This window comes from Rubrobacter aplysinae (genome assembly GCF_001029505.1).
Classification (GTDB): Bacteria; Actinomycetota; Rubrobacteria; order Rubrobacterales; family Rubrobacteraceae; genus Rubrobacter_A; species Rubrobacter_A aplysinae.
In genome coordinates, this window is the sequence record NZ_LEKH01000001.1 from 74,697 (window position 1) to 94,501 (window position 19,805).

The following is a 19,805-nucleotide window of genomic DNA, read 5'->3' on the forward strand; positions in this document are numbered from 1 at the left end:
AGGTGCGGATGAGCGCCGGACGAGAGCTGGAGAGGACCTTCGCCGCCGTGCCGGTAAAGGACCTGCTCGGCACCAAGAGCCGCCTCGCGCCCGCCCTGGGCCCGGGCAGCCGGGCCGGGCTCACGCTGTACATGATGAAGCACGTCGTCTCCGTGTTGCGGCTCGCCGGGATACCACCGGCGAACCTCTGCGTCGTGAGCCCGGACAAGCTGGTGCTGGAGACCGCCGCCGAGGCCGGGGCCGTGCCGCTGCCCCAGAGCACGAGCGGCCTCAACCCGGCTCTCGAAGAGGCGCGGGAGTGGGCCTTGTCGCGAGGGGCGGCCTCGTTGCTCGTGCTCCCCGCCGACCTGCCTCTGATCCGGACCGACGACGTCGAGAGCGTGCTCCAGGCTGGGGAGGAGACGCCGGTCACCCTGGCGCCGGACGCGGCGCGCTCCGGTACCAACGCCCTGCTCCTAGAGCCCCCGGATGCGATACCTTTCCTCTTCGGCAGCGGCAGCCGCCGGGCTCATCTGGACGCCGCCCGGCGTCGCGGGCTCGGTGCCGGCGAGTGCCCTTTGCCCAACCTCTCCTTCGACATAGACACCGTGGGAGACCTCTCTCAGTTCGACGTGCCCGAGGAGCTCCGCGTCCCGGATGGTCCGAGTGGTATAGACAGCGTGTTCTCCCGGGGAAAGGGCCGGGCTTGACGGTCGAGATCATACCCGTCCACGGTCTGCCCGAGGTGCGGCCCGGGGCCGACCTCTCTGCTCTCGTGGCCGGGGCCGCCGGCCTGCGCGACGGCGACGTGCTGGTGGTCACGCACAAGATCGTGAGCAAGTCCGAGGGCCGGATCGTGGCCCTCTCCGGCGTCGAGCCTTCGCCGTTCGCCCGGCAGTTCGCCGCCGAGCACGGCAAGGACCCGCGTCAGACCGAGGTCGTCCTGCGCGAGTCGCGGCGTATCGTGAAGATGGACCGGGGCGTCCTCATCACCGAGACCCACCACGGCTTCGTCTGCGCCAACGCCGGGGTGGACGCCTCAAACGTGCCCGGAGAGGACGAGGTGTGCCTGCTCCCTCTGGACCCGGACGCCTCCGCCGCGAGGCTCCACGCCGCCCTCCGGGACCGCCTCGGCATAACCGTGCCCGTCGTGGTCTCCGACTCCTTCGGGCGGCCCTGGCGCGAGGGCATAACCAACGTGGCCCTCGGCGTGGCCGGGATGAGGCCCCTCGCCGACTACCGGGGCCAGACCGACCCCCACGGCTACCCGCTGGAGGCCAGTATCCTAGCCGTCGCCGACGAGCTCGCCTCGGCCGCCGAGCTGGTGGTCGGAAAGACCTCCGCCGTACCGCTCGCCATCGTAAGAAACTACGGATACGAGCCCGGCGGCGGCAGCGGCGCGGAGCTGGTAATGAGCCCGGACAAGGATCTCTTCAGATGATCCCGAGCTGTGGAAACGGCCCCTCAAAACGAGAATTTTTCTAAATCCGACAAAATTTATCGTATTTTGCGTTGACGGAGCGTGGAGCGTTGCTTAGCATCTGCTTCGTGACTTTCAGAGCCACAGCCGCGCCCTGGTCCCGTGGGCGGAGAGGTTTCTACTCCGGCAACCCCGGCGTTCGATGTATGGGCCCCGCCTAGTCCACCCCATTTTGCAACCGGGTGCCGGTATCTAGCATGTCGCTCCGGCGAACCCACCACTCTCGGCTCTATTTCAGGAAAGGGTTTAACAGTGTCCAAAGCTCTTACAGCCCGATCGCGGGGCTCGTCAACCGGGCTAACAGCGTTAACGGCGTCCGCGGGCGACGCCGGAGAAACTTCGATCCCAGAAGCCCGCCAACGCCTGGAACAGGAAGTGGAAGAGGCCGCCTCGGAGCTCGAGGCGCGGCCGGCCGAGGAGATACTGCACTGGGCCGTCGAGCGATTCGGGAGCGATCTCGCGCTCTCCGTCTCCTTCGGCGGGCCGGAGGGTATGGTACTTCTGGACATGCTCTCCAGGACGGTGGATCGTACCCCCGGGCTCGCCGCGGATCGCGAGGCGCGGCCGACGGTCATAACGATGGATACGGGTTTTCTCTTCTCAGAGACCGTGCGCTTCCGCGAGAAGACGATGCGCCGCTACAAGAACCTGAACCTGCATGTCGCGCGCCCGGCGCTTACGGTGGAGGAGCAGGTCGAGCGGTACGGGGTCGGGATGTACGGTTGCAAGCCCGACACGTGCTGCAAGATCCGAAAGGTCGAGCCCATGCGCCGCACGCTCGAAGACTATGAGGCCTGGATGACCGGCATCCGCCGCGAGCAGACCGAGAATCGCGCCGCCACGCCGGTCGTGACCGTGGATGAGCAGTTCGGCAAGGCAAAGGTCGCGCCGCTCGCCGGCTGGACGGCCGACGACGTGGAAGGCTACGTCGAGGCTCACGACGTGCCGGTTAACCCGCTGCTCAACCAGGGCTACAACAGCATCGGCTGCTGGCCCCAGACCCGGCCCGTGGGCGAGGGCGAGGACTGGCGCGCCGGGCGCTGGTCCGGCTCGGGCAAGACCGAGTGCGGCCTGCACCTCGCGGACGACACGGGAGGCGAGTAGCCTTGCAGTTTCTCAGAGAAGGTCAGACCCTGGACAAGCTGAACAAGGTAGAGAAGGTAAAGCTCGACCGGCACCCGCTGGAGGTGCGCGACGCCATCCGCGACACGTACTCCAAGGAAGGCGTAGCCTCCCTGCACGCCGTGCCCGGAGAGCTTGAGCGCCTCAAGTGGGCCGGCATCTATCCGCAAAAGCAGGGCGGCGACGCGTTCATGATGCGCCTCAAGGTCCCCGGCGGCGTAATGAGCCCCGAGCAGGCGCGGGTCGTCGGCCAGATCGCGGTGGACTTCGCCCGGGGCCCCGAACCAAACCCCGTGTTCGGCGACGCGTTTCTGGACGTCACGACGCGCCAGGACATCCAGATGCACTGGTTCAAGATGGGGGAGATACCCGAGATCTGGCGCAGGCTCGAAGAGGTCGGGCTGACGACCACCCAGGCTTGCGGCGACTCCTCTCGCAACGTGCTCTCCTGCCCCGTGGTCGGCCTGGACGAGAACGAGGTCATAGACGCCTACCCCACGGCGCAGGCGATAAGCGACTACTTCACCGACAACCGCGAGTACGCGAACCTGCCGCGCAAGTTCAAGATGAGCGTCACCGGCTGCTGCGAGGACTGCGCCCAGTCCGAGATCAACGACATAGGACTCGTCCCGGCCCGTCTCGAAGACGGTACCGTGGGCTTCAACGTCCGGGCCGGCGGCGGTCTCTCCGACGGCCCAAGGCTCGCATCGGACATAGACGTGTTTATCACCGAGGATCAGGCCGTGGAGCTCACGCGCGGCATCGCCCAGGTCTTCGGCGAGCTCGGCAACCGGGAGAACCGCTGGATGGCGCGCATGCGCTACCTGGTGCAGGAGCTCGGCCCCGAGGGCTTCCGGGACGCGCTGCAGGCTCGCGTAAACTTCGAGCTCACGCCCGCCGGGGAGGACCTGACCGACCATTACCGGGGCGACCATACCGGCGTCCACTGTCAGAAGGACGGCAACTACTACGTTGGGCTCAACGTCATGGTCGGCAGGATGGGCGGCGAGGACTTCATAGAGGCTGCTCGGCTCGCCGAGGAGTACGGCGGCGAGGGCGGCTCCATCCGGCTCGCGACCGACCAGAACATCGTCATCACCGGCATACCCGAAGAGCGGCTGGACGAGTTTCTCGCCGAGCCCTTGCTTGAGACCTACTCCCCGACCCCCGGACCGTTCTCACGCGGGGTCGTGGCCTGCACCGGCAGCGAGTTCTGCCGCTTCGCCATCGTCGAGACCAAGGCCCGCGCCGTCAGGTGGGCGAAGGAGATGGACGAGAAGTACGCGAATGATGGGCTTGAGCAGGACTCCATCGGGATGCACTTCTCCGGCTGCTCGGCGTCGTGCGCTCAGCCCCAGATCGCAGACATCGGCTTCCGGGGCGAGACCGCCAAGGGACCGGACTCCTTTGTCGAGGGTGTGGATATCGGGCTCGGCGGCTCTCTGGGCGGCGACGCCGCGTTCATAGACTGGGTGGACGGCGCACGTCCGACCTCCGCCGTACCCGCCGCCCTGACCGCTCTAATAGAGCGGTTCAAGGCCGAGCGCCACGAGGGCGAGAAGTTCCATGAATGGTCCCGCCGTATGGAGAACCGCGGCCTGCGCAAGACCATCAAGGACGCGGCCTCCGGGGCGGATTTCAGCGAGCCCGACCCGTGGCAGACGCACGGCAACGAGGACGGTGCTCCTCAGGGCACGGACGGCACGGCGGGCTCACCCGAGATTCCCGGCACCAAAGATTAATCAGAGACCAGGAACTTAGAAACCAGGAAAGGTAAGTAGCCAATTGGCTGGATTCGACATCCGCGACATGATGAGCGACGTCGAGGAGGCGCCGGGCAAGGTCTGGTTCTGGGACCTCGAGAAGGCGGTCATAGACGCCGACCGCTGCATTCAGTGCGGCGTGTGCGTCGCGGCCTGCCCGACCGACTCAATCGGCATCGGCGACGACGACCTGCCGGAGCTGGTAAAGATGTGCACCGGCTGCTCCCTGTGCTGGGACTTCTGCCCCCGTGGCGGCCTGCAGTACGAGGCGACCTGGAAGCTCTCCGCGAGCGACAAGAAGGGTAACGTTGCGGCGACCGCTGACATCAACGGACAGGCGTTTGGTGTTGGCGACGGTAATGGAAGTGCGGAGGCCAGCGCGGCGCAGAGCCTGGGTCCGGTGCACGAGAGCCACACGGCCCGCGTGAACCCCATGATCGAGGGTGCCCAGGACGGCGGATTCGTTAGCGCGCTCATCATCTCGCTACTGGAGAAGGACGAGATCGACGGCGCGCTGCTCGCGAAGGAGAGCGCGACCGAGCCGTGGAAGGGCGAGGCGTTCCTGGCGACCACGCCCGAGGAGGTCCGGGAGTGCGCCGGGAGCTTCTACAACCAGACGCTCGCGCTCGGACACGTGGACTTCAAGGACTACGATCTGCCGCCTAACCCGCGCGTCGCGGTCGTGGGGACGCCGTGCGAGATCGAGGGCATAAAGGCCATGCAGGCCCGGCCCTGGGTGTGGGGCTCCTCCAAGGTAGAGGCCATAACGCTCACTATAGCGCTCCTGTGCACCAAGAGCTTCAACTACGAGAAGTTGATGCTGGACGAGGTGCAGGAAAAGCGCGGCGTGAACCTGGACGACGTTGGCCGGGTGGACATCATCCGGGGCAAGTTCATCGTCCAGGACCACGACGGCGAGACCATCTTCGAAGAGCCCATAAAGGACTTCCACGGCGCGGCCCTCAAGGGCTGCGACGAGTGCGCCGACTTCATGGGACATGCCGCCGACATCTCCGTGGGCTCCGTCGGGAGCGCCGACGGATACTCCAGCGTGCTGGTCCGTTCGGACGAGGGCAAGGTCGCCTTTGATGCCGTTCGCGACAAGCTTGAGCTGCGGGAACTTGACAAGCCCGAAGCATTGGATAAGCTGGACGGCTTGGATAAGAAGACGGCGTTCAAGAGCCTGAAGCGCACCTTCGACCCCGATGCCCCGTTGTTCATAGACTTCGAGGACCATCTGGAGAACTACGAGGGCACCGACCGGGCTCCCGTACACCACGACGCGGTGAGGTATTAGCTTGGAAGACCTAAACAACCTGCGCAGCGAGCTCCGGATGCCCGAGGAGCCCGCAGAGCTGCGGACCCGGACCCGGAGCCTTATAGAGCAGTCGCCTTGCGAGGGCCGGAGCGTTATCAGGGACGGGGAGTTTCTCGCGGCCCCTCTGTGGGAGGAATGGTCCGAGGCGCTCACCGGGTGTGGCATGGACTACGACGACTTCGTCGAGGTCGCCCGGGGCTACGCCGACGAGGTGAGGCTCTGGGTCGTGGGCGAGCGGGTATGGGAGCACTGCGCCTCCGGCCTGGCCGGACGCGCCGCCCGCCGGGTGCCCGGAGGCTGTGGCGAGCGGGCCGAGCTCGCGGGAGCGGGGGTGAGCCGATGAGCGCCGCCACGGAGTTCGCGACGATAGCGCCCCACGGCGGCGAGCTCGTCAACCGGCTCGCGCCGGAGAGTGAGCGGGCGGAGCGGCTGGAGAAGGCGAAGAGCCTGGTTAAGATCGAGCTCGGCCCCCGGCAGCTGTCGGACCTGGAGATGATCTCGACCGGTGTTTTCTCCCCGATTCGGGGCTTTATGACCAGCGCCGACTACTCTCCAGTGGTCGAGAACATGCGTCTGGCAAACGGGCTCGTATGGAGCCTGCCCATCACCCTCTCCGCGAGCGACGAGGAGATCTCCGGCGTTAGCGAGGGGGATGAGATCTCGCTCGCTGACGGCGACGGCCGCATCGTCGCCACGATGCTCGTCGAGGAGCTCTACTCCTACGACAAAAGGCGCGAGGCCCGCGAGGTGTACCGCACCGAGGACGAGGAGCATCCTGGTGTCGCGAACCTCTACGCGCAGGGGGATACCCTGATCGGAGGCGAGGTCACCCTCCTCGAACCGGAGCCGAACGCCCGCAACTTCCCCAAGTACTACTATGAGCCCGCCGAGCTGCGTCAGGCCTTCGCCGACAACGGTTGGAAGCGCGTCGTGGGCTTCCAGACCCGCAACCCGGTCCACCGGGCGCACGAGTACATCCAGAAGAGCGCCCTGGAGATCGTGGACGGGCTGCTGCTCAACCCGCTCGTCGGCGAGACCAAGTCCGACGATATCTCCGCGCCGGTACGGATGCGCTCCTACGAGACGATCCTCGAGAAGTACTATCCCCAGGACCGCTCGATGCTCGCGGTGTTCCCGGCGGCGATGCGCTACGCCGGGCCGCGTGAGGCCGTGTTCCACGCCATGTGCCGCAAGAACTACGGCTGCACCCACTTCATTATCGGGCGCGATCACGCCGGGGTCGGCAGCTACTACGGCACCTACGACGCGCAGGAGATCTTCAAGCAGTTCTCCGAGGAGGATCTCGGCATCACGCCGCTCATGTACGAGCACGCCTTCTTCTGCCGCGCCTGCGGCCAGATGGGCACGACCAAGACCTGCCCACACGACGCCGAGGAGCACGTGTTCCTCTCGGGCACGAAGGTGCGCCAGATGCTCGCCTCCGGAGAGTACCCGCCGGCCGAGTTCTCGCGCCCGGAGGTCATAGAGGTCTTGATGGAGGGTATCCGGGACGAGGAGAAGACTGTCAAGCAGCCCCGCACCTGAACTAAGACACACCTGAAGCTTCGTAACGCAAACAACGCAATGACCAGCGTAAAATTGGAGGGAATCATGGACAACGGGAACTCGCTCAAGATAAAGAACGGCTTCACGCTGTGGTTCACCGGGCTCTCGGGTGCCGGTAAGACCACCATCACGGATATAGTGGAGAAGCAGTTACGCCACGAGCAGGTGCCGATAGAGGTGCTCGACGGCGACGTGGTACGCACCAACCTCTCCAAGGGCCTCGGCTTCTCCCGGGAGGACCGCGACACCAACGTGCTGCGCATCGGGTTCGTGGCGGACCTGCTTACCCGCAACGGGGTCGGTGTGATCGTCAGCGCCATCTCGCCTTACAAGGAGGCCCGCGACGAGGTGCGGCGTAACGTCGGGGACTTCGTGGAGGTCTTCGTGGACGCGCCGGTCGAGGTCTGCGCCGACCGCGACGTGAAGGGTCTGTACGCCAAGGCTTACTCCGGCGAGATCCCGGAGTTCACCGGCGTCTCCGACCCCTACGAGGCCCCGGCCGCCCCCGAGCTCCACCTGCACACCGATCAGGAAGAGGCCGAGGAGAGCGCCCAGCGGGTCATCGAGAAGCTGGTGGAGCTCGACTATCTCGAGCGGGTACAAGAGACCAGCCGCGCGTGATAGACCTGCTCCCGACCCTTTTCGGCCTGCTGGTCGGTTTTCTGGTGGGCCTCACGGGGGTCGGGGGCGGAGCTCTTATGACCCCATTTCTGATAGCGGTCGTGGGCGTCTCCGCCCCGACGGCCATCGGGACGGATCTCGTATTCGCCACACTCACCAAGATGGCCGGCTCGGTCCAGCACTACCGCCAGCGGTCGGTGAATCTGGAAGTCGCGTTATTCCTGGGTCTCGGGAGCATACCGGCGAGCCTTTTAGGGGTGGCGACGCTGGAGTGGATCAAGGGCTCTTTCGAGGATGCCGCGGTCAACTCCATCATGATCACCATAATAGGGCTGGTCCTGATCCTGGTCGGCGGCTCCCTGGTCTTCCGCATCTTCATGCCGGAGAGGTGGATGCGAAAGCGCCAGGACGTGTGGAGCGGCGAGGGCAAGATGAGCCGCCGCCGCCGTTACTACACCATCCTGTTCGGCGCGATGGGCGGCTATCTGGTCGGTCTGACCTCGGTCGGGGCCGGGAGCATCATGGCGATCATACTCCTGCTCTTGTACCCGCTGTCTCCGGCGGTCATAGTGGGCACGGACATCGTCCACGCCACTGTGCTCGCGCTGGTTACCGGCCTCGCCCACATAGCGAGCGGCAACGTCGCCTTCGGCCTCGCCGGCACCCTGCTCATCGGCAGCATCCCCGGCGTGCTCATCGGCAGCCGCGTCGCCCGCTACGTGCCCTCCAAGCCACTGCGCCTGATCCTGGCGGTTATGGTAACCGTCGTCGGCTTCCAGCTGATCTTCGGCGGCCACTGAGTCTTCCGGTAGGACACGGAGATGGCCCGTCGGGGTCCCGGACCGCCTATTGAAACCCACCTTGAACCTTACGGACGATTCGGCCTCTTTTCTCATAAGAAGCCGGGTGGCCCGGCTCGCGACCGCGGACGCCGCCGGTGAGCCGCACGCCGTGCCGGTCTGCTTCGCCTGCCCGCCGGGCGTGGAATCTCTCTACATCGCGCTGGACGAGAAGCCCAAGAAGGGCTCGGCCAGGGGGCTCAAGCGGGTGCGGAACATCCTGGAAAACCCGCGCGTCGCCCTGATCGCCGACCGCTACGCCGAGGACTGGAGCCTCCTGGCCTACGTGATGCTGCGGGGCCGGGCCGACCTCGTTGAACCCGGCGCCGAGGAGCACGACGCCGCCGTACGCCTCCTGCGCGGCAAGTACCGCCAGTACGAGCGGATGCGCATCGAGAACGAGCCCGTGATCGCGATCCGCCCCGAGCGCGCCGCCTCCTGGGGAGCCCTCTCCAAACCCGACGTCCCGGAGGGGCCCATGCTCGACGCGCTGTATGGACGGCGCTCGGTGCGGCGTTATCTGGAAAAGCCCGTGCCGCCGGAGACCCTGGACCGGGTGCTCGAAGCCGGACGGTGGGCTCCGTCGCCCCACGGTCGCCAGCCCTGGCGCTTCGCCGTGGTTACCGGGGAGGGCGCGAAGCGCCGCCTCGCGGACGAGATGGGGGAGTCCTGGCGGGAGAACCTGCGGATGGACGGCCAGAACGAGGGGACCGTCGAGAAGCGGCTCGAAGGCTCCCGGCACCGGCTATTCGACGCGCCAGCCCTCGTACTGCTGTGCCTGTACACGGGAGACCTGGACCGCTACCCGGACCCCGGGCGCGGCGCGCACGAGACGGAGATGGCCGTGCAGAGCCTCGGGGCCGCCGCCCAGAGCATGCTGCTCGCCGCCTACGCCGCCGGGCTGGACGGGGGCTGGATGTGCGCCCCGCTCTTCTCCCCGGCCACGGTGCGCCGCGCTCTGGACCTGGATGAGACGCTCGAACCCCAGGCGCTCCTCACCCTCGGGTACGCCGCCGGAGACCCACCGAAACGCCGCTCCCGGCTGCCGCTAGATGAGCTGGTGGTGTACCGGGATTAGCCGGGTTAACATCCGGGTATCGCCTGCCGGCTTCCTGGAGGGCGCTTGATGGTACTGATACTGGATCTCCTGCTCCTGGTGGCGGAGATCGCCGTGAACGTGGCGAAGCAGCGCCGGGACAACAGGCTGGCCCGCGAAGGGCGGGAGGAGTTCGTGGATAACGGCTCCTACCTCCACCGGCGCGAGGCCAGACGAGCCGGGCAGAGCTAGCCCGCTCCGCCTCTCCGGCGGGTCGCGATCAAGGAGACGGCGATGGACGCCCCGACGGCGAGGGCGATAAACGGGAGGGAAGCGGCGATGGGGATGTGTAGCCCGAAGCCTTCGAGCAAGAATTTCGCGCCCACGAAGATCAGGACCGCGGCCAGCCCGTAGTGCAGGTAGGTAAAGCGGTCCACGGCGCCTTCTAGCAAGAAGTACAGGTGCCGCAGGCCCAGGATGGCGAAGACGTTCGAGGAGTAGACCACGAACGGCTCCTTCGTGATCGAGAGCACCGCCGGCACCGAGTCCACCGCGAACACTATGTCGCTGGACTCGACCACCACGAGCACCGCGAGCAGCGGCGTCGCGTAGAGCTTATTCCCGTGGCGCGTCAGGAAGCTGCCGCCGTGGTAATCCTTGGTTACCGGCAGGAAGCGTCTCAGGAGCCTGAGGGCGCGGTTGTTCTGCGGGTCTTTCTCCCCGCCGGAGCCGCGGCGGAGCATTCTCAGGCCGGTGAAGACAAGAAATATCCCGAACACGAACACGAGCCAGCCGAACGCCGAGAGCAGCGAGGCGCCGGCGCCGACGAACACTGCCCGGGCTACGAGAGCCCCTATAACGCCCCAGAACAACACCCGATAGCGGTACTCTTCGGGGACGGCGAAGCTGGTGAAGATCAGGGAGAAAACGAACACGTTGTCCACGGAGAGGCTCCACTCCACGAGGTAGCCCGTGAGGTACTCTCCGGCCACCCCGGTCCCGGCCAGCGCCCACACGAAGCCTCCGAAAGCCAGAGCCACCGAGACCCAGAACGCCGTCGTCCACGTGGCCTCCCGGACACCCACCTTGTGGGCCTTGCGGTGGAACACGAGCAGGTCTAGCGCCAGAAGCCCGAGCACCAGCCCGCCGAAGAAGATCCAGGCCCACAGAGGGAACAAGCTAGCCGCCGAAAGAGGCGCTATACACGCCGTACATCAGGGCGAAGGTAAGCAGGGCTATGCACGTCGAGACCGCAAGCTGCGCCCAGGGGTTCAGCCTACGGAAAGCTTTCGCAACCGGGGCAAAGACCTTTCTCAACCTCACCTCTAGCCGGTCCATGAGCCAGGCCGCGGGCCGGAACTCGCCCGCGATCATGCCAAGCCCCAGGACGACCGTACCCCAGCCCAGTATCGGCAGCCAGCCGAAGAACGCGCTCACGACCATCAGCGCGAGCCCGCCGATCACGTACAGGATGCGCGAGGGATGGAAACCCCGGACGCTCTGCTGGCGGCGGCGGTACCTGTCCTGGAAACGACGCCCCGGTCTGCTGGCCTCCAGAAGCCGCCACCCCGTCTTGACGCGACCGATCACGTGCCCCGTCCTTTACGCCTCTGCCTCGTGTTTTCCGTATTTCACGACGATAAGTTACCACGATACGCCCCCGAGGTTGGTGGCCGTTTGGCGTCGGCGCGGGGGAGGAGCCAAACTCCCACGTCCAGGCTGTAAGATGGAGGCGGCAAACGTCGGAAACTTCAGAAACGTCGGGAAGGAGGGACGGATTGAATAACGCGGGAGATCGGGCGGAGCCCGTCGCGCTGGTGACCGGGGCGGCGCGAGGCATCGGGCGCGAGACGGCGCGGGAGCTGGGCGCGCGGGGATATGCGGTGGTCGCGAACGACCTCCACGAGCCCTCGGAGACGGTGGCCGAGCTACAGGAGTTGGGCGCGAGCGCCGTGGCGCTGGCCGCCGACGTGTCGGACGAGGAGGCCGTGCGCCACATGGCGGAGGAGGTTCGGGATCGCTTCGGCCGGCTGGACGTGCTGGTGAACAACGCCGGCCTGATGTTCATAGAGTCCGCCGAGGAGACGGAGCTCGCCGACTGGCGGCGGGTGATGGAGGTGAACCTCACCGGCCCTTTCGTTACCAGCCGGGAGTTTGGTCAGATGATGCTGGAGCGTGGCGCGGGGAGCATCGTGAACGTGAGCTCCGTCGCCGGGCTGCTCGGCGTATCCAACCGCGCCGCCTATAACGCCAGCAAGCATGGCCTCGTCGGGCTCACGCGCACCCTGGCGGCTGAGTGGGGAGGCCGCGGCGTGCGGGTAAACGCCGTCTGCCCCGGCTGGGTCAAGACCGGACGGGACGCCGGGGATCAGGCCGGCGGAGACTACGACGACGCCGACATCGAGGGCCGCACCCCGATGGGCCGCTTCGCCGAGCCGGGCGACATCGCCCGCGCCGCCGCCTTTCTGGCGGACCCCGCCCAGAGCGGCTTCGTCAACGGCCACACGCTCTCCGTGGACGGCGGCTGGGCCTCGGACGGCTCGTGGGAGAGCCTGAGGAGGTCCAAACAGAGCGGCTGAGGCGCTCGCCGCTAGGAGGCCCCGGCGAGTATGCGGTCGTAGGCCTCCGGGTCGGTGGCGCCTTCGCAGTTGAAGATCAAGAGTCGGGACTCCTCGTCGGCGGGTAGCTCCCCGGCGTCCGCGAGCTCCAGCAGGCCGGCGAGGCCCGCGGCGCCGGTCTCGCCGGAGACGATGCCGGACCCGGCCAGCAGACGCATCGCCCGCCGCACCGGCTCGTCTCGTATCGCGGCGAAAAGGTCCACGCTCCCGGATACGAGGGGCCAGGCGACGCCCGAGGGGAGGCCGCAGTTGAGGCCGGCCATGATCGAGGGGTGCGGGCCGGGCACGGAGACGAGGCGGCCGGCCTCGACCGAGCGGAGCGCGCAGTCGGCACTCTCGGGCTCGACGCCCACGAGAGCCGGGCGGGGTGAGACGCCGGGTCTGCGGTAGTGACGGCACACCGCCGCGGCGAACGCGCCGACCCCGATCTGGGCCGCTGCGAGATCCGGCCCCGGCTCTTCGCGGCGGGCGAGCTCATCCTCGACCTCCCACAGTATCGTGGAGTAGCCCTCTATAACCCACCAGGGCACCTCCTCGTAGCCGGGCCACGAGGTGTCCTGGATCACGACGCACCGCTCGTCCGCCTCGCGGGCGCAGCGTGCGACGGTCTCATCATAGGTGCCGTCCACCGCCACGACCTCGGCGCCCTCGTGCTCTATGGCCTCTACGCGGGCCGGGGCCATCCCGGCGGGTACGAAGACGCGCGCGTCGAGCCCCAGGAGCGCCGCGACGCGGGCCACCGCGCGGCCGTGGTTGCCGTCCGTCGCCGTGGAGAGCGTCAGCGGCCTCAGGAACGATACCCTGTCCCTGAGCTCCGCGACGTCCCGCCACTCCCCGAGGTCGCCGCCAGCCCGCTCCTCCAGTGCCCGGTAGGCGGCCCAGGAGGCGCCGAGGATCTTGAAGGCCGGGAGACCCAACCTCCCCGACTCGTCCTTTACCCACACCCGGCCTACCCCCAGGGCGTCCGCCAGGGCCGGCGCGTCCACGAGCGGGGTCGGGGCGTAGCTGGGCAACCGGCGGTGCAGCTCCAGCGGCCGACGGTCCGGCGCCAGAGATCCCGCCTCCGCCGAGACGCCTGCGTTCCGTAGAATCCTCGGGCTCATGGTCTATCTCCCTTCTCGGACTTCTCAAGCGCCTTTATTAGCTTCCTCTCCTAAGACTATCGCTCTCCACCCAACGGCCACAATGCGGTGGCCGGTAGCACCGCGCTCACCTCGTCGCCCTCTGAGACCCGGGTGTCCGGGGGTAGCGCGGCTCGTAGCCTCATACCCTCCGCCTCCAGTATGCAGGTGGTATGCCGGCCAAGGTAGGTGGTGGATACGATGCGGGCCGTGACGGCGTTCTCGCCATCTTTGGGGTCATCGAGGCGTATGGCTTCGGGGCGGATCGTGAGCGTTACCGGTCCTTGAGGAGCGGGCTCGCTCGTGCTCAGTGGTCCCAGCGGGGTCAGAACGTGGCCGTTCTCGGCCTCGCCGGGGATGAAGTTCGCGCCGCCGAAGAACTCGGCGACGTGGCGGCTCGCCGGGCGGTCGAAGAAGGCCTGGGGCTCGTCGTACATCAGCAGACGGCCTTCCCCGAGGAGTGCGATGCGGTCGGCGAGCACGACCGCCTCCTCCTGGTCGTGGGTGACGAAGACCGTGGTGTGCCCGCCCTCCTGCTGGAGCTCTTTGACGAGCTCCCGCATCCCCCCACGCAGGTTGGCGTCGAGCGAGCTGAAGGGCTCGTCCAGGAGCAGCAGGCCCGGCTCGGTGACGAGGGCCCTCGCGAGCGCGGCGCGTTGCTGCTGGCCGCCGGAGAGCTCGCCCGGTTTGCGGTCGGCGTAGCCGTCCATGCGCACCCGCCGCAGCGCCTCCTCCACGCGCCGGTCGGCCTCCCCGCGCCCGACCTTGCGCATCTTGAGGCCGAAGCCCACGTTCTCGGCGACTGTCATGTGCGGGAAGAGCAGCGCCTTCTGGAAGACCATCGCCGCCTCCCGGCGCTCCGGCGGTAGCCCGAGCGTTGAGGCCCCGCCGACCCGTATGTCACCGGAGGTTGTCCGCAACAGGCCCGAGATCGCCTTCAGCGCCGTCGTCTTGCCGCAGCCCGAGGGGCCGAGAAACGCGACCAGCTCGCCCGGCTCTACCGTCAGGGAGAGCCCCGACAGCGCGGGCTCCTCCCCACCCGGGTATACGTGCGTTACGTTCTCCAGCTCCAGCCTGTTGCCCATGACGCTAAATATAACCCCGGATACCCCTACGACGCCTTGCCCGGAGCCGAAATGTCCGGCGATCCGTCCTTGAGGAACCGTAGCGCGAATACCAGCACGGCGACGGCGGGCAGGGCGAAGGCCAGGGCCAGGGCGGAGGAGATCACGGGGTCGTTGCCCGAGGCCGCCGAGAACAGGAGCATCGGGAGGGTCACGACGTTGCCGCCCCCGATGAGCAGCGTCAGGATGTACTGGCTCCAGGAGATGAGGAACGCGAACAGCGCCGCGACCGCCACGCCCGGCGCGACCTGGGGCAGCGTGACGTGCAGAAAAGCCCGCCAGGGCCCCGCCCCGAGCGTGCGGGCCGCCTCCTCCAGCGCGCCGTCGCGGTCTGCGAAGACGCTGGCCAGGATGATCGCGGCGTACGGCACCGTCGGGACCAGATGCACCAGGAACACCCCGAACACGGTATCCGCGAGCCCGAGCCGGATAAACGTGAGGTGTATCCCCATCGTGGAGGCGAGCGGCGGCACCAGGATGGGCAAGAGGATAAAGAAGATAACGGCCACCTTGCCCCGGAACTCGTACATCCCGAGCGCCATCCCCGCCGGCAGCCCCGCCGCGACCGCGACCACCGCCGCCGCCACCGCGACCCCGAAGCTCGTCGTCGCCGCCGAGAGCACGCGGGAGTCGGCCAAGTGGGCCACGCCCCGCAGCGACCACTCCGCCGGGACCAGGTCCGGGAAGCGCCACTCCCCGGCAAAGGTCCACAGCGCGAGCGACACGAACGGCAGCGCGACCACGACCGCCACGAGGGCCGCGGCGGCCACGAAGACCGTGCCTCTCGAACCTCTCGACCCGTACGGCCGTTTCCGGGCCCTTCTAGCCACGGCGCACGCCCCTGCCGAGGCCCCGGCCTATGTCGCGGTTCAGGCGCAGGTACAGGGCGGCGAAGAGTCCGGTTATGAGGGCTATGAGGACGTTTATCGCCATTGCTATCGGGCGGGCGGCGAGGTCTATGTCGCGGTACTCCTCGTAGGCCATCACCGGCAGTATCGTCGGGTAGCTCCGGCCGAGGAGGTACGGCACCTCGAACGCGCCGAAGGTAAAGGCGAAGACCACCAGGCTCGCCACCAGCACCGCCGGTGAGATCACGGGAAACACCACGTGCCAGAACCGCTGCCAGGCGTTGGCCCCGAGCGTGCGGGCCACCTCCTCAAGCTCCCCGGCCACCCCGCGCAGCGCCGCCAGCACCACCAGCGCGATAAACGGCGTCTCCTTCCACACGTAGGTCAGGACGATGCCGACCGAGTACCGGTCGTACAACAGAGCCGGGAACTGCGACGGCTCCCCGATAAGCCCCGCGGAGGCCGCAACCCGCGCCCCGAGCCCGGTCTGTGAGACGACGAGCGCGATCCCGACCGCCGCCACCAGGTGGGGAACCGTGATCGGGAGCTGGAACACCACCGTCGAGAGCGTGCCCCCGGCCCGGCGCAGGGCCAGCGCTGCGAGCACCGCGAGCACCGTGGAGACCGCCGTGGACACGCCCGCGACGTACAGCGTCAGGGCCAGAGAGTCGTAGAAGTCCCGGTCCGAGAGAACCTGGCGGTAGGCGTCGAGGCTCGGGCCCTCTATCCCGAGCGCGGGCAGGTACCCGAGCGACTGCACCACGGCGTTCACGATACCGCCCACGAACAGCAGGCCCAGGATGCCGAGCGCGGGCGCGAGGAGCAGGGCTATCTTGAGGCGGTCGTTGAGGCGATCTCCCACGGCTGCCCGGCTACTCCTCCAGCACGCGGTTCTGCCAGCCGTCTTCGAGCTCCAGCAGCCACTCGGTGCGGGCCTCGGGGAGCTGGTTCTCCTGCAACTCCTCGTTCGAGAGGGCGGCCGGGGCGTTATTGGCCTCGAATGGCTCCTGCTCGGCCTCCGGCAGGCGGTCCACCTCTATGGCGGGGAGATCGCCCCAGCCCGTGTCGGGGTCCTGCTTGGCGGCCTGGGCCTCGGGGCTTTCGAGGAAGTTCGCCACTACTTGGGCCCCGGCCTTGTTCTGGGAGTTGAACGGGACTGCGACGTAGTGGGTGTTGGAGAGGGTGCCGTCTTCGAAGAGGTAGGTTCGGGTGCTCTCTGGGTACAGGCCCTTCTCGATCTGACGCTGCGCCAGGTTCGGGTTGTAGCTCATGGAGAGCGAGATCTCGCCGTTCTGGTACAGTTCCTCGAGCGCGGTGGAAGACTCGGGATAGGTCTCGCCGCTACGCCACAGGTCGGGCTCCAGCTCGTTCAGGTACTCGTACACCGCCGGGGCCGCCTCGTCGAAGACCTCTCTGTCGAAGGGTTTCTGGAAGGGCTCCGGCCCTCCGCCAAGCTCGTACAGGACGTGCTCGACGAAGGCGTTGCCGGTGAAGTCCGGCGGGGAGGGGTAGGCGAACTCGCCGGGATTGTCGGCGACCCACTGCTTTAGCTCGTCCATGCTGCGCGGCGGGTCGTCTACCTCGTCGGAGTCGTAGATCATGACGAACTGCGCCTTGCCCCACGGGGCCTCGCGGCCCTCGACCGGGTAGCCGAAGTCGCGCCGGATGCCGGGACTGTCCCAGTCTATGAGGTCCGCGTTCGGCAGGCGTTCGGCCCACGGCCCGTACCAGAGGTCCGCGTCCGCGCCGGTGGCGAAGTTCTCGCCGTTTAGCCACACGAGGTCCACGCTGCCCCCTTCGCCTCCGGCTTGCTTCTCGTTTAGGAGCTTGTTCACGGCGTCCGCCGTATCGGCCACGGGGGTGCGTTTTAGCTCTATACCGTACTGCTCTTCAAGGCGCGGAGCCGCCCACTCGTCCACGTACTCGTTGGTCGCCTCGTCGCCGCCGTACATGGTGATGTTGACCTCCGTGCCGCGCGCCGCGTCTTCCAGCTCGGAGAACGACCTCGTCTCACCCTCGTCGCCGGAACTACCGGAGCTACTGGAAGCCGGATCGCCACAGGCTGCCAATGTTAGCGCGAGGGCCACCAGGGTGGCGCAGAGCGGGATCCAGCGTCTCACAGGGTTATCTCCTAGTCGGGTGCCGGGGATCACACTAGAGGTTATACGGCTATCTGGGGGCGTTGGATCAGGCCTTCCGCCTCAGCCCGGCAGCCTCCCGAGCGCGGCGCGCAGACCGTCCAGCACGCGCCCGGAGTCGAGACCGGTTACGGCCCGGACATCACGCCCCCGGGAGCCGAAATCGTGGGCCCCGGCGGCGTCGAGCGCGGGGACCGCGAGCGGCGAGGCGGAGATTGCCTCTGGGTCGGTGAGGGCGATGGTGCAGGCGATATCCCACAGGATCTTCTCTCCGCCCGGGTCGAGATCCCCCTCGTAGCCCGAGACCCAGGATAAGAGGATCTCGGCCAGATAGTCCGCGACCGGCTTGCCGAGTGACCGCAGCTCGGCGGCGAACGGCGCGGCCTCGACCGTGACCTCGTGCGGCCCGGACCACCCCGGCACCTGGAGTAGATCCACCTCGTGCCCGAAGAGCGTCCTCCACGCCGCTATGTCCGCCCGCCCGTTCAGCTCGCCGCCGTTGTTGTATCTGGTGTACGTCTCCTCGTCTCCGAATCCTCCGAGCCACACCACGTTCAGCCCCGCTAGCGCCTCCCCCGGGTCGGTCAGCAGCAGCGAGGCGACGTCGGTGGCCGGGCCGGTACACACGAGCGTGAGCGGGGCCTTCTCCAGCTCCGAGACGATAAAGTCCAGACCCTCGCTGTGTACCGGCGCGTGGCGGTCCTCCATCGGGTGGGCCGCGCCGGGCAGGCAGGGCACCTCGCCGCCCCGGCCGCACAGGGCCACCACCTTCTCGGCCTCCTTTTGGTACATCCTTACGGACTCCGGCCCGTGGGCGGTGGTGTTATGTACCGACACGACACCGAGCACGTCCAGCGCGCCGGGGCTGCCCAGAGCATGGGCGATGGCGAACTGGTCGTCCACCTCGTTGGCCGTGTCGCAGTCCAGGATCACACGTGCCCTCTGCGCCAACCTCAGCCTCCCTCTGACGTCTCGCGGAGCCTGAAGAGGTCCTCCAGAAATGCCGGATCGAGGTACCTGCGGGCCTTGTCCAGCATCTCGTCTCCGGCGGGCCTGTGGCCCCGCTTGTGGGCCTGCAGCGCCCAGGCGCACCAGGAGACGGCCCGCAGCGAGATCATGAGCCTCACGGCCGTAAGCTGCGTCTCGAACCGCTCTACGTCTCCGACTCCGGCTCTCTCCTCATACTTGTCCAGGAACTCCCGCTCCTGAGCCGGGGTGAGCCTCGTGGCCGTCTCGTCGCGCCACAGGGTCGTGGTCGGGATCAGGAAGTGGGCGACGTCCTCGGTGCGGGGGGCGACGCGGGCCTTCTCCCAGTCCAGTAGCCGGGCTTCTCCGTCCGCTACCACGAAGTTGTGGGTGTTCAGGTCGTAGTTGACCACCGCGAGGTCCCCGGTCTCGAATAAACCTTCCACTTTCTGGAACTCGCGGATACGCCCGAAGGCGGCCCCGAGCGCCCGCTGGCTCTCCTCGCTCGCACCGGACCACTCCAGGTACGGCTCGACCAGACCGGCCGACTCCTCTAGCACGGCGGGCGCGGGGTCCGGATGGACCTGCAAACCGTGATCCTCCGGAACCCCGAGGGCGTGTATCGCGGCGATGCAGCGGGCTGCGGCCCGCAGATCAGTGGCGTAGTCCAGTGGACGCCCCGGCAGATAATCCTCCACGATGACCGGATACGGCAGGCCCCCGGGCTCCGGGTCCACGAGACGGGGGGCGGGGGTGACGCCCGACGCCGAGACCAGGCTCAGCGCGTGGTGCTCGTACAGCGCCTGCTCCCCGAGGCCGAGCCCCATCTGGGAGCCCGTGATCAGCCGGACCACGTAGCGCCTCCCAACCCCGTCACCCTCTTCGCGCCGCCCGAGGCCCACGAGATAGTTCAGGCTGTACTCGCCCCGGGCCAGGAACGATACGTCGGCCCCGGAGGGCGGGGCATCCCAGGGCGTGCCGCCCGGCGGGAGGCCCCGGAGATAGGCCAGAATCTCTCGGGCCTCCGGACCTTCGCCGACACTTCCCGTATTGGCCGGTACAGACACGCGGGTATTCTACACGCGGGCAAAGGGCCATTTTCACCCGCCGGCGCTGGCTTCTCTAGTGCGAGGTGTTATAGAATCTCTGTGGGTAGACCCGGCGCATGGTAAGTTTTGCGTTTGCGCCGATAATAATCGGAAGCGAGACCCCCCCATCTTCCGGCGTCGCCGGAGAGAACCGGCGTTTGACCCGCCGGGCTCCGAG

General features: G+C 67.6%; 21 protein-coding genes. 12 read left to right on the top strand and 9 right to left on the bottom strand.

Annotated features, from left to right (window positions below):
* Positions 1-8: 8 nt before the first annotated feature.
* From cofC to ABD53_RS17120, 11 genes are all read left to right on the top strand, one after another.
* Positions 9-689, top strand: coding sequence for a 2-phospho-L-lactate guanylyltransferase (cofC, locus tag ABD53_RS00395; RefSeq protein WP_053057492.1), 681 nt, complete (start codon positions 9-11; stop codon positions 687-689).
* The gene (gene cofE / locus ABD53_RS00400; RefSeq protein ID WP_047863777.1) at positions 686-1,420 is read left to right on the top strand and encodes a coenzyme F420-0:L-glutamate ligase; all 735 of its coding nucleotides are present in this window, start codon (positions 686-688) and stop codon (positions 1,418-1,420) included. Before cofC ends, cofE begins: the two co-directional genes overlap by 4 nt.
* Before the next feature lie 291 nt (positions 1,421-1,711).
* Positions 1,712-2,563 (top strand): phosphoadenylyl-sulfate reductase, encoded by an 852-nt coding sequence (locus ABD53_RS00405; protein ID WP_268778258.1) that lies wholly within the window; start codon positions 1,712-1,714, stop codon positions 2,561-2,563.
* A 2-nt stretch (positions 2,564-2,565) separates the two neighbouring features.
* The gene (locus ABD53_RS00410) at positions 2,566-4,323 is read left to right on the top strand and encodes a nitrite/sulfite reductase (RefSeq protein WP_200900234.1); all 1,758 of its coding nucleotides are present in this window, start codon (positions 2,566-2,568) and stop codon (positions 4,321-4,323) included.
* Between the two features lie 43 nt (positions 4,324-4,366).
* Complete coding sequence (locus ABD53_RS00415; protein ID WP_047863778.1) at positions 4,367-5,641, top strand: Coenzyme F420 hydrogenase/dehydrogenase, beta subunit C-terminal domain; 1,275 nt, start codon at positions 4,367-4,369, stop codon at positions 5,639-5,641.
* Position 5,642: 1 nt separating this feature from the next.
* Positions 5,643-6,005 carry a hypothetical protein gene (locus ABD53_RS17115; protein WP_047863779.1) on the top strand — a complete coding sequence of 121 codons (363 nt, stop codon included), beginning with the start codon at positions 5,643-5,645 and terminating at the stop codon, positions 6,003-6,005.
* Positions 6,002-7,207: a sulfate adenylyltransferase gene (gene sat, locus ABD53_RS00425; protein ID WP_047863780.1), complete on the top strand. Its 1,206-nt coding sequence runs from the start codon at positions 6,002-6,004 to the stop codon at positions 7,205-7,207. The genes ABD53_RS17115 and sat overlap by 4 nt, the downstream gene beginning before the upstream one ends.
* Before the next feature lie 66 nt (positions 7,208-7,273).
* Positions 7,274-7,849 (top strand): adenylyl-sulfate kinase, encoded by a 576-nt coding sequence (gene cysC, locus ABD53_RS00430; protein WP_047863781.1) that lies wholly within the window; start codon positions 7,274-7,276, stop codon positions 7,847-7,849.
* Positions 7,846-8,649 (top strand): sulfite exporter TauE/SafE family protein, encoded by an 804-nt coding sequence (locus ABD53_RS00435; RefSeq protein WP_053057494.1) that lies wholly within the window; start codon positions 7,846-7,848, stop codon positions 8,647-8,649. The genes cysC and ABD53_RS00435 overlap by 4 nt, the downstream gene beginning before the upstream one ends.
* A gap of 49 nt (positions 8,650-8,698) precedes the next feature.
* Positions 8,699-9,766 carry a TIGR03668 family PPOX class F420-dependent oxidoreductase gene (locus tag ABD53_RS16305; RefSeq protein WP_235401207.1) on the top strand — a complete coding sequence of 356 codons (1,068 nt, stop codon included), beginning with the start codon at positions 8,699-8,701 and terminating at the stop codon, positions 9,764-9,766.
* Between the two features lie 45 nt (positions 9,767-9,811).
* On the top strand, positions 9,812-9,976 hold the full coding sequence (locus ABD53_RS17120; protein ID WP_160309588.1) for a hypothetical protein: 165 nt from the start codon (positions 9,812-9,814) through the stop codon (positions 9,974-9,976).
* On the opposite strand, the gene ABD53_RS00445 is transcribed toward ABD53_RS17120, so the two are convergent.
* Positions 9,973-10,902 carry a TerC family protein gene (locus ABD53_RS00445; protein WP_152670504.1) on the bottom strand — a complete coding sequence of 310 codons (930 nt, stop codon included), beginning with the start codon at positions 10,900-10,902 and terminating at the stop codon, positions 9,973-9,975. The two genes, ABD53_RS17120 and ABD53_RS00445, sit on opposite strands and share 4 nt — an antisense overlap.
* A 1-nt stretch (position 10,903) precedes the next feature.
* Positions 10,904-11,314, bottom strand: coding sequence for a hypothetical protein (locus ABD53_RS00450; RefSeq protein WP_047863783.1), 411 nt, complete (start codon positions 11,312-11,314; stop codon positions 10,904-10,906).
* 188 nt (positions 11,315-11,502) lie between these two features.
* On the opposite strand from ABD53_RS00450, the gene ABD53_RS00455 reads away from it, so the two are divergent.
* Complete coding sequence (locus ABD53_RS00455; RefSeq protein WP_047863784.1) at positions 11,503-12,303, top strand: SDR family NAD(P)-dependent oxidoreductase; 801 nt, start codon at positions 11,503-11,505, stop codon at positions 12,301-12,303.
* 11 nt (positions 12,304-12,314) lie between these two features.
* Here ABD53_RS00455 and ABD53_RS00460 read toward each other — a convergent pair whose 3' ends face one another.
* The 7 genes from ABD53_RS00460 to ABD53_RS00490 all read right to left on the bottom strand — a co-directional run bounded on the left by ABD53_RS00460 (position 12,315) and on the right by ABD53_RS00490 (position 19,606).
* Positions 12,315-13,445 carry a diaminopropionate ammonia-lyase gene (locus tag ABD53_RS00460; protein ID WP_047863785.1) on the bottom strand — a complete coding sequence of 377 codons (1,131 nt, stop codon included), beginning with the start codon at positions 13,443-13,445 and terminating at the stop codon, positions 12,315-12,317.
* 56 nt (positions 13,446-13,501) lie between these two features.
* Complete coding sequence (locus ABD53_RS00465; protein WP_047863786.1) at positions 13,502-14,548, bottom strand: ABC transporter ATP-binding protein; 1,047 nt, start codon at positions 14,546-14,548, stop codon at positions 13,502-13,504.
* Positions 14,549-14,574: 26 nt separating this feature from the next.
* Positions 14,575-15,357, bottom strand: coding sequence for an ABC transporter permease (locus ABD53_RS00470; protein ID WP_047863787.1), 783 nt, complete (start codon positions 15,355-15,357; stop codon positions 14,575-14,577).
* Between the two features lie 52 nt (positions 15,358-15,409).
* Positions 15,410-16,297 (bottom strand): ABC transporter permease, encoded by an 888-nt coding sequence (locus ABD53_RS00475; RefSeq protein ID WP_047863788.1) that lies wholly within the window; start codon positions 16,295-16,297, stop codon positions 15,410-15,412.
* Between the two features lie 10 nt (positions 16,298-16,307).
* The gene (locus tag ABD53_RS00480; protein ID WP_047863789.1) at positions 16,308-17,555 is read right to left on the bottom strand and encodes an ABC transporter substrate-binding protein; all 1,248 of its coding nucleotides are present in this window, start codon (positions 17,553-17,555) and stop codon (positions 16,308-16,310) included.
* Between the two features lie 81 nt (positions 17,556-17,636).
* The gene (locus ABD53_RS15485) at positions 17,637-18,524 is read right to left on the bottom strand and encodes a nucleoside hydrolase (RefSeq protein WP_053057495.1); all 888 of its coding nucleotides are present in this window, start codon (positions 18,522-18,524) and stop codon (positions 17,637-17,639) included.
* 2 nt (positions 18,525-18,526) lie between these two features.
* Entirely contained in the window at positions 18,527-19,606 is a 1,080-nt protein-coding gene (locus tag ABD53_RS00490; RefSeq protein ID WP_053057496.1) for a phosphotransferase family protein, read from the bottom strand.
* Positions 19,607-19,805: the final 199 nt, after the last annotated feature.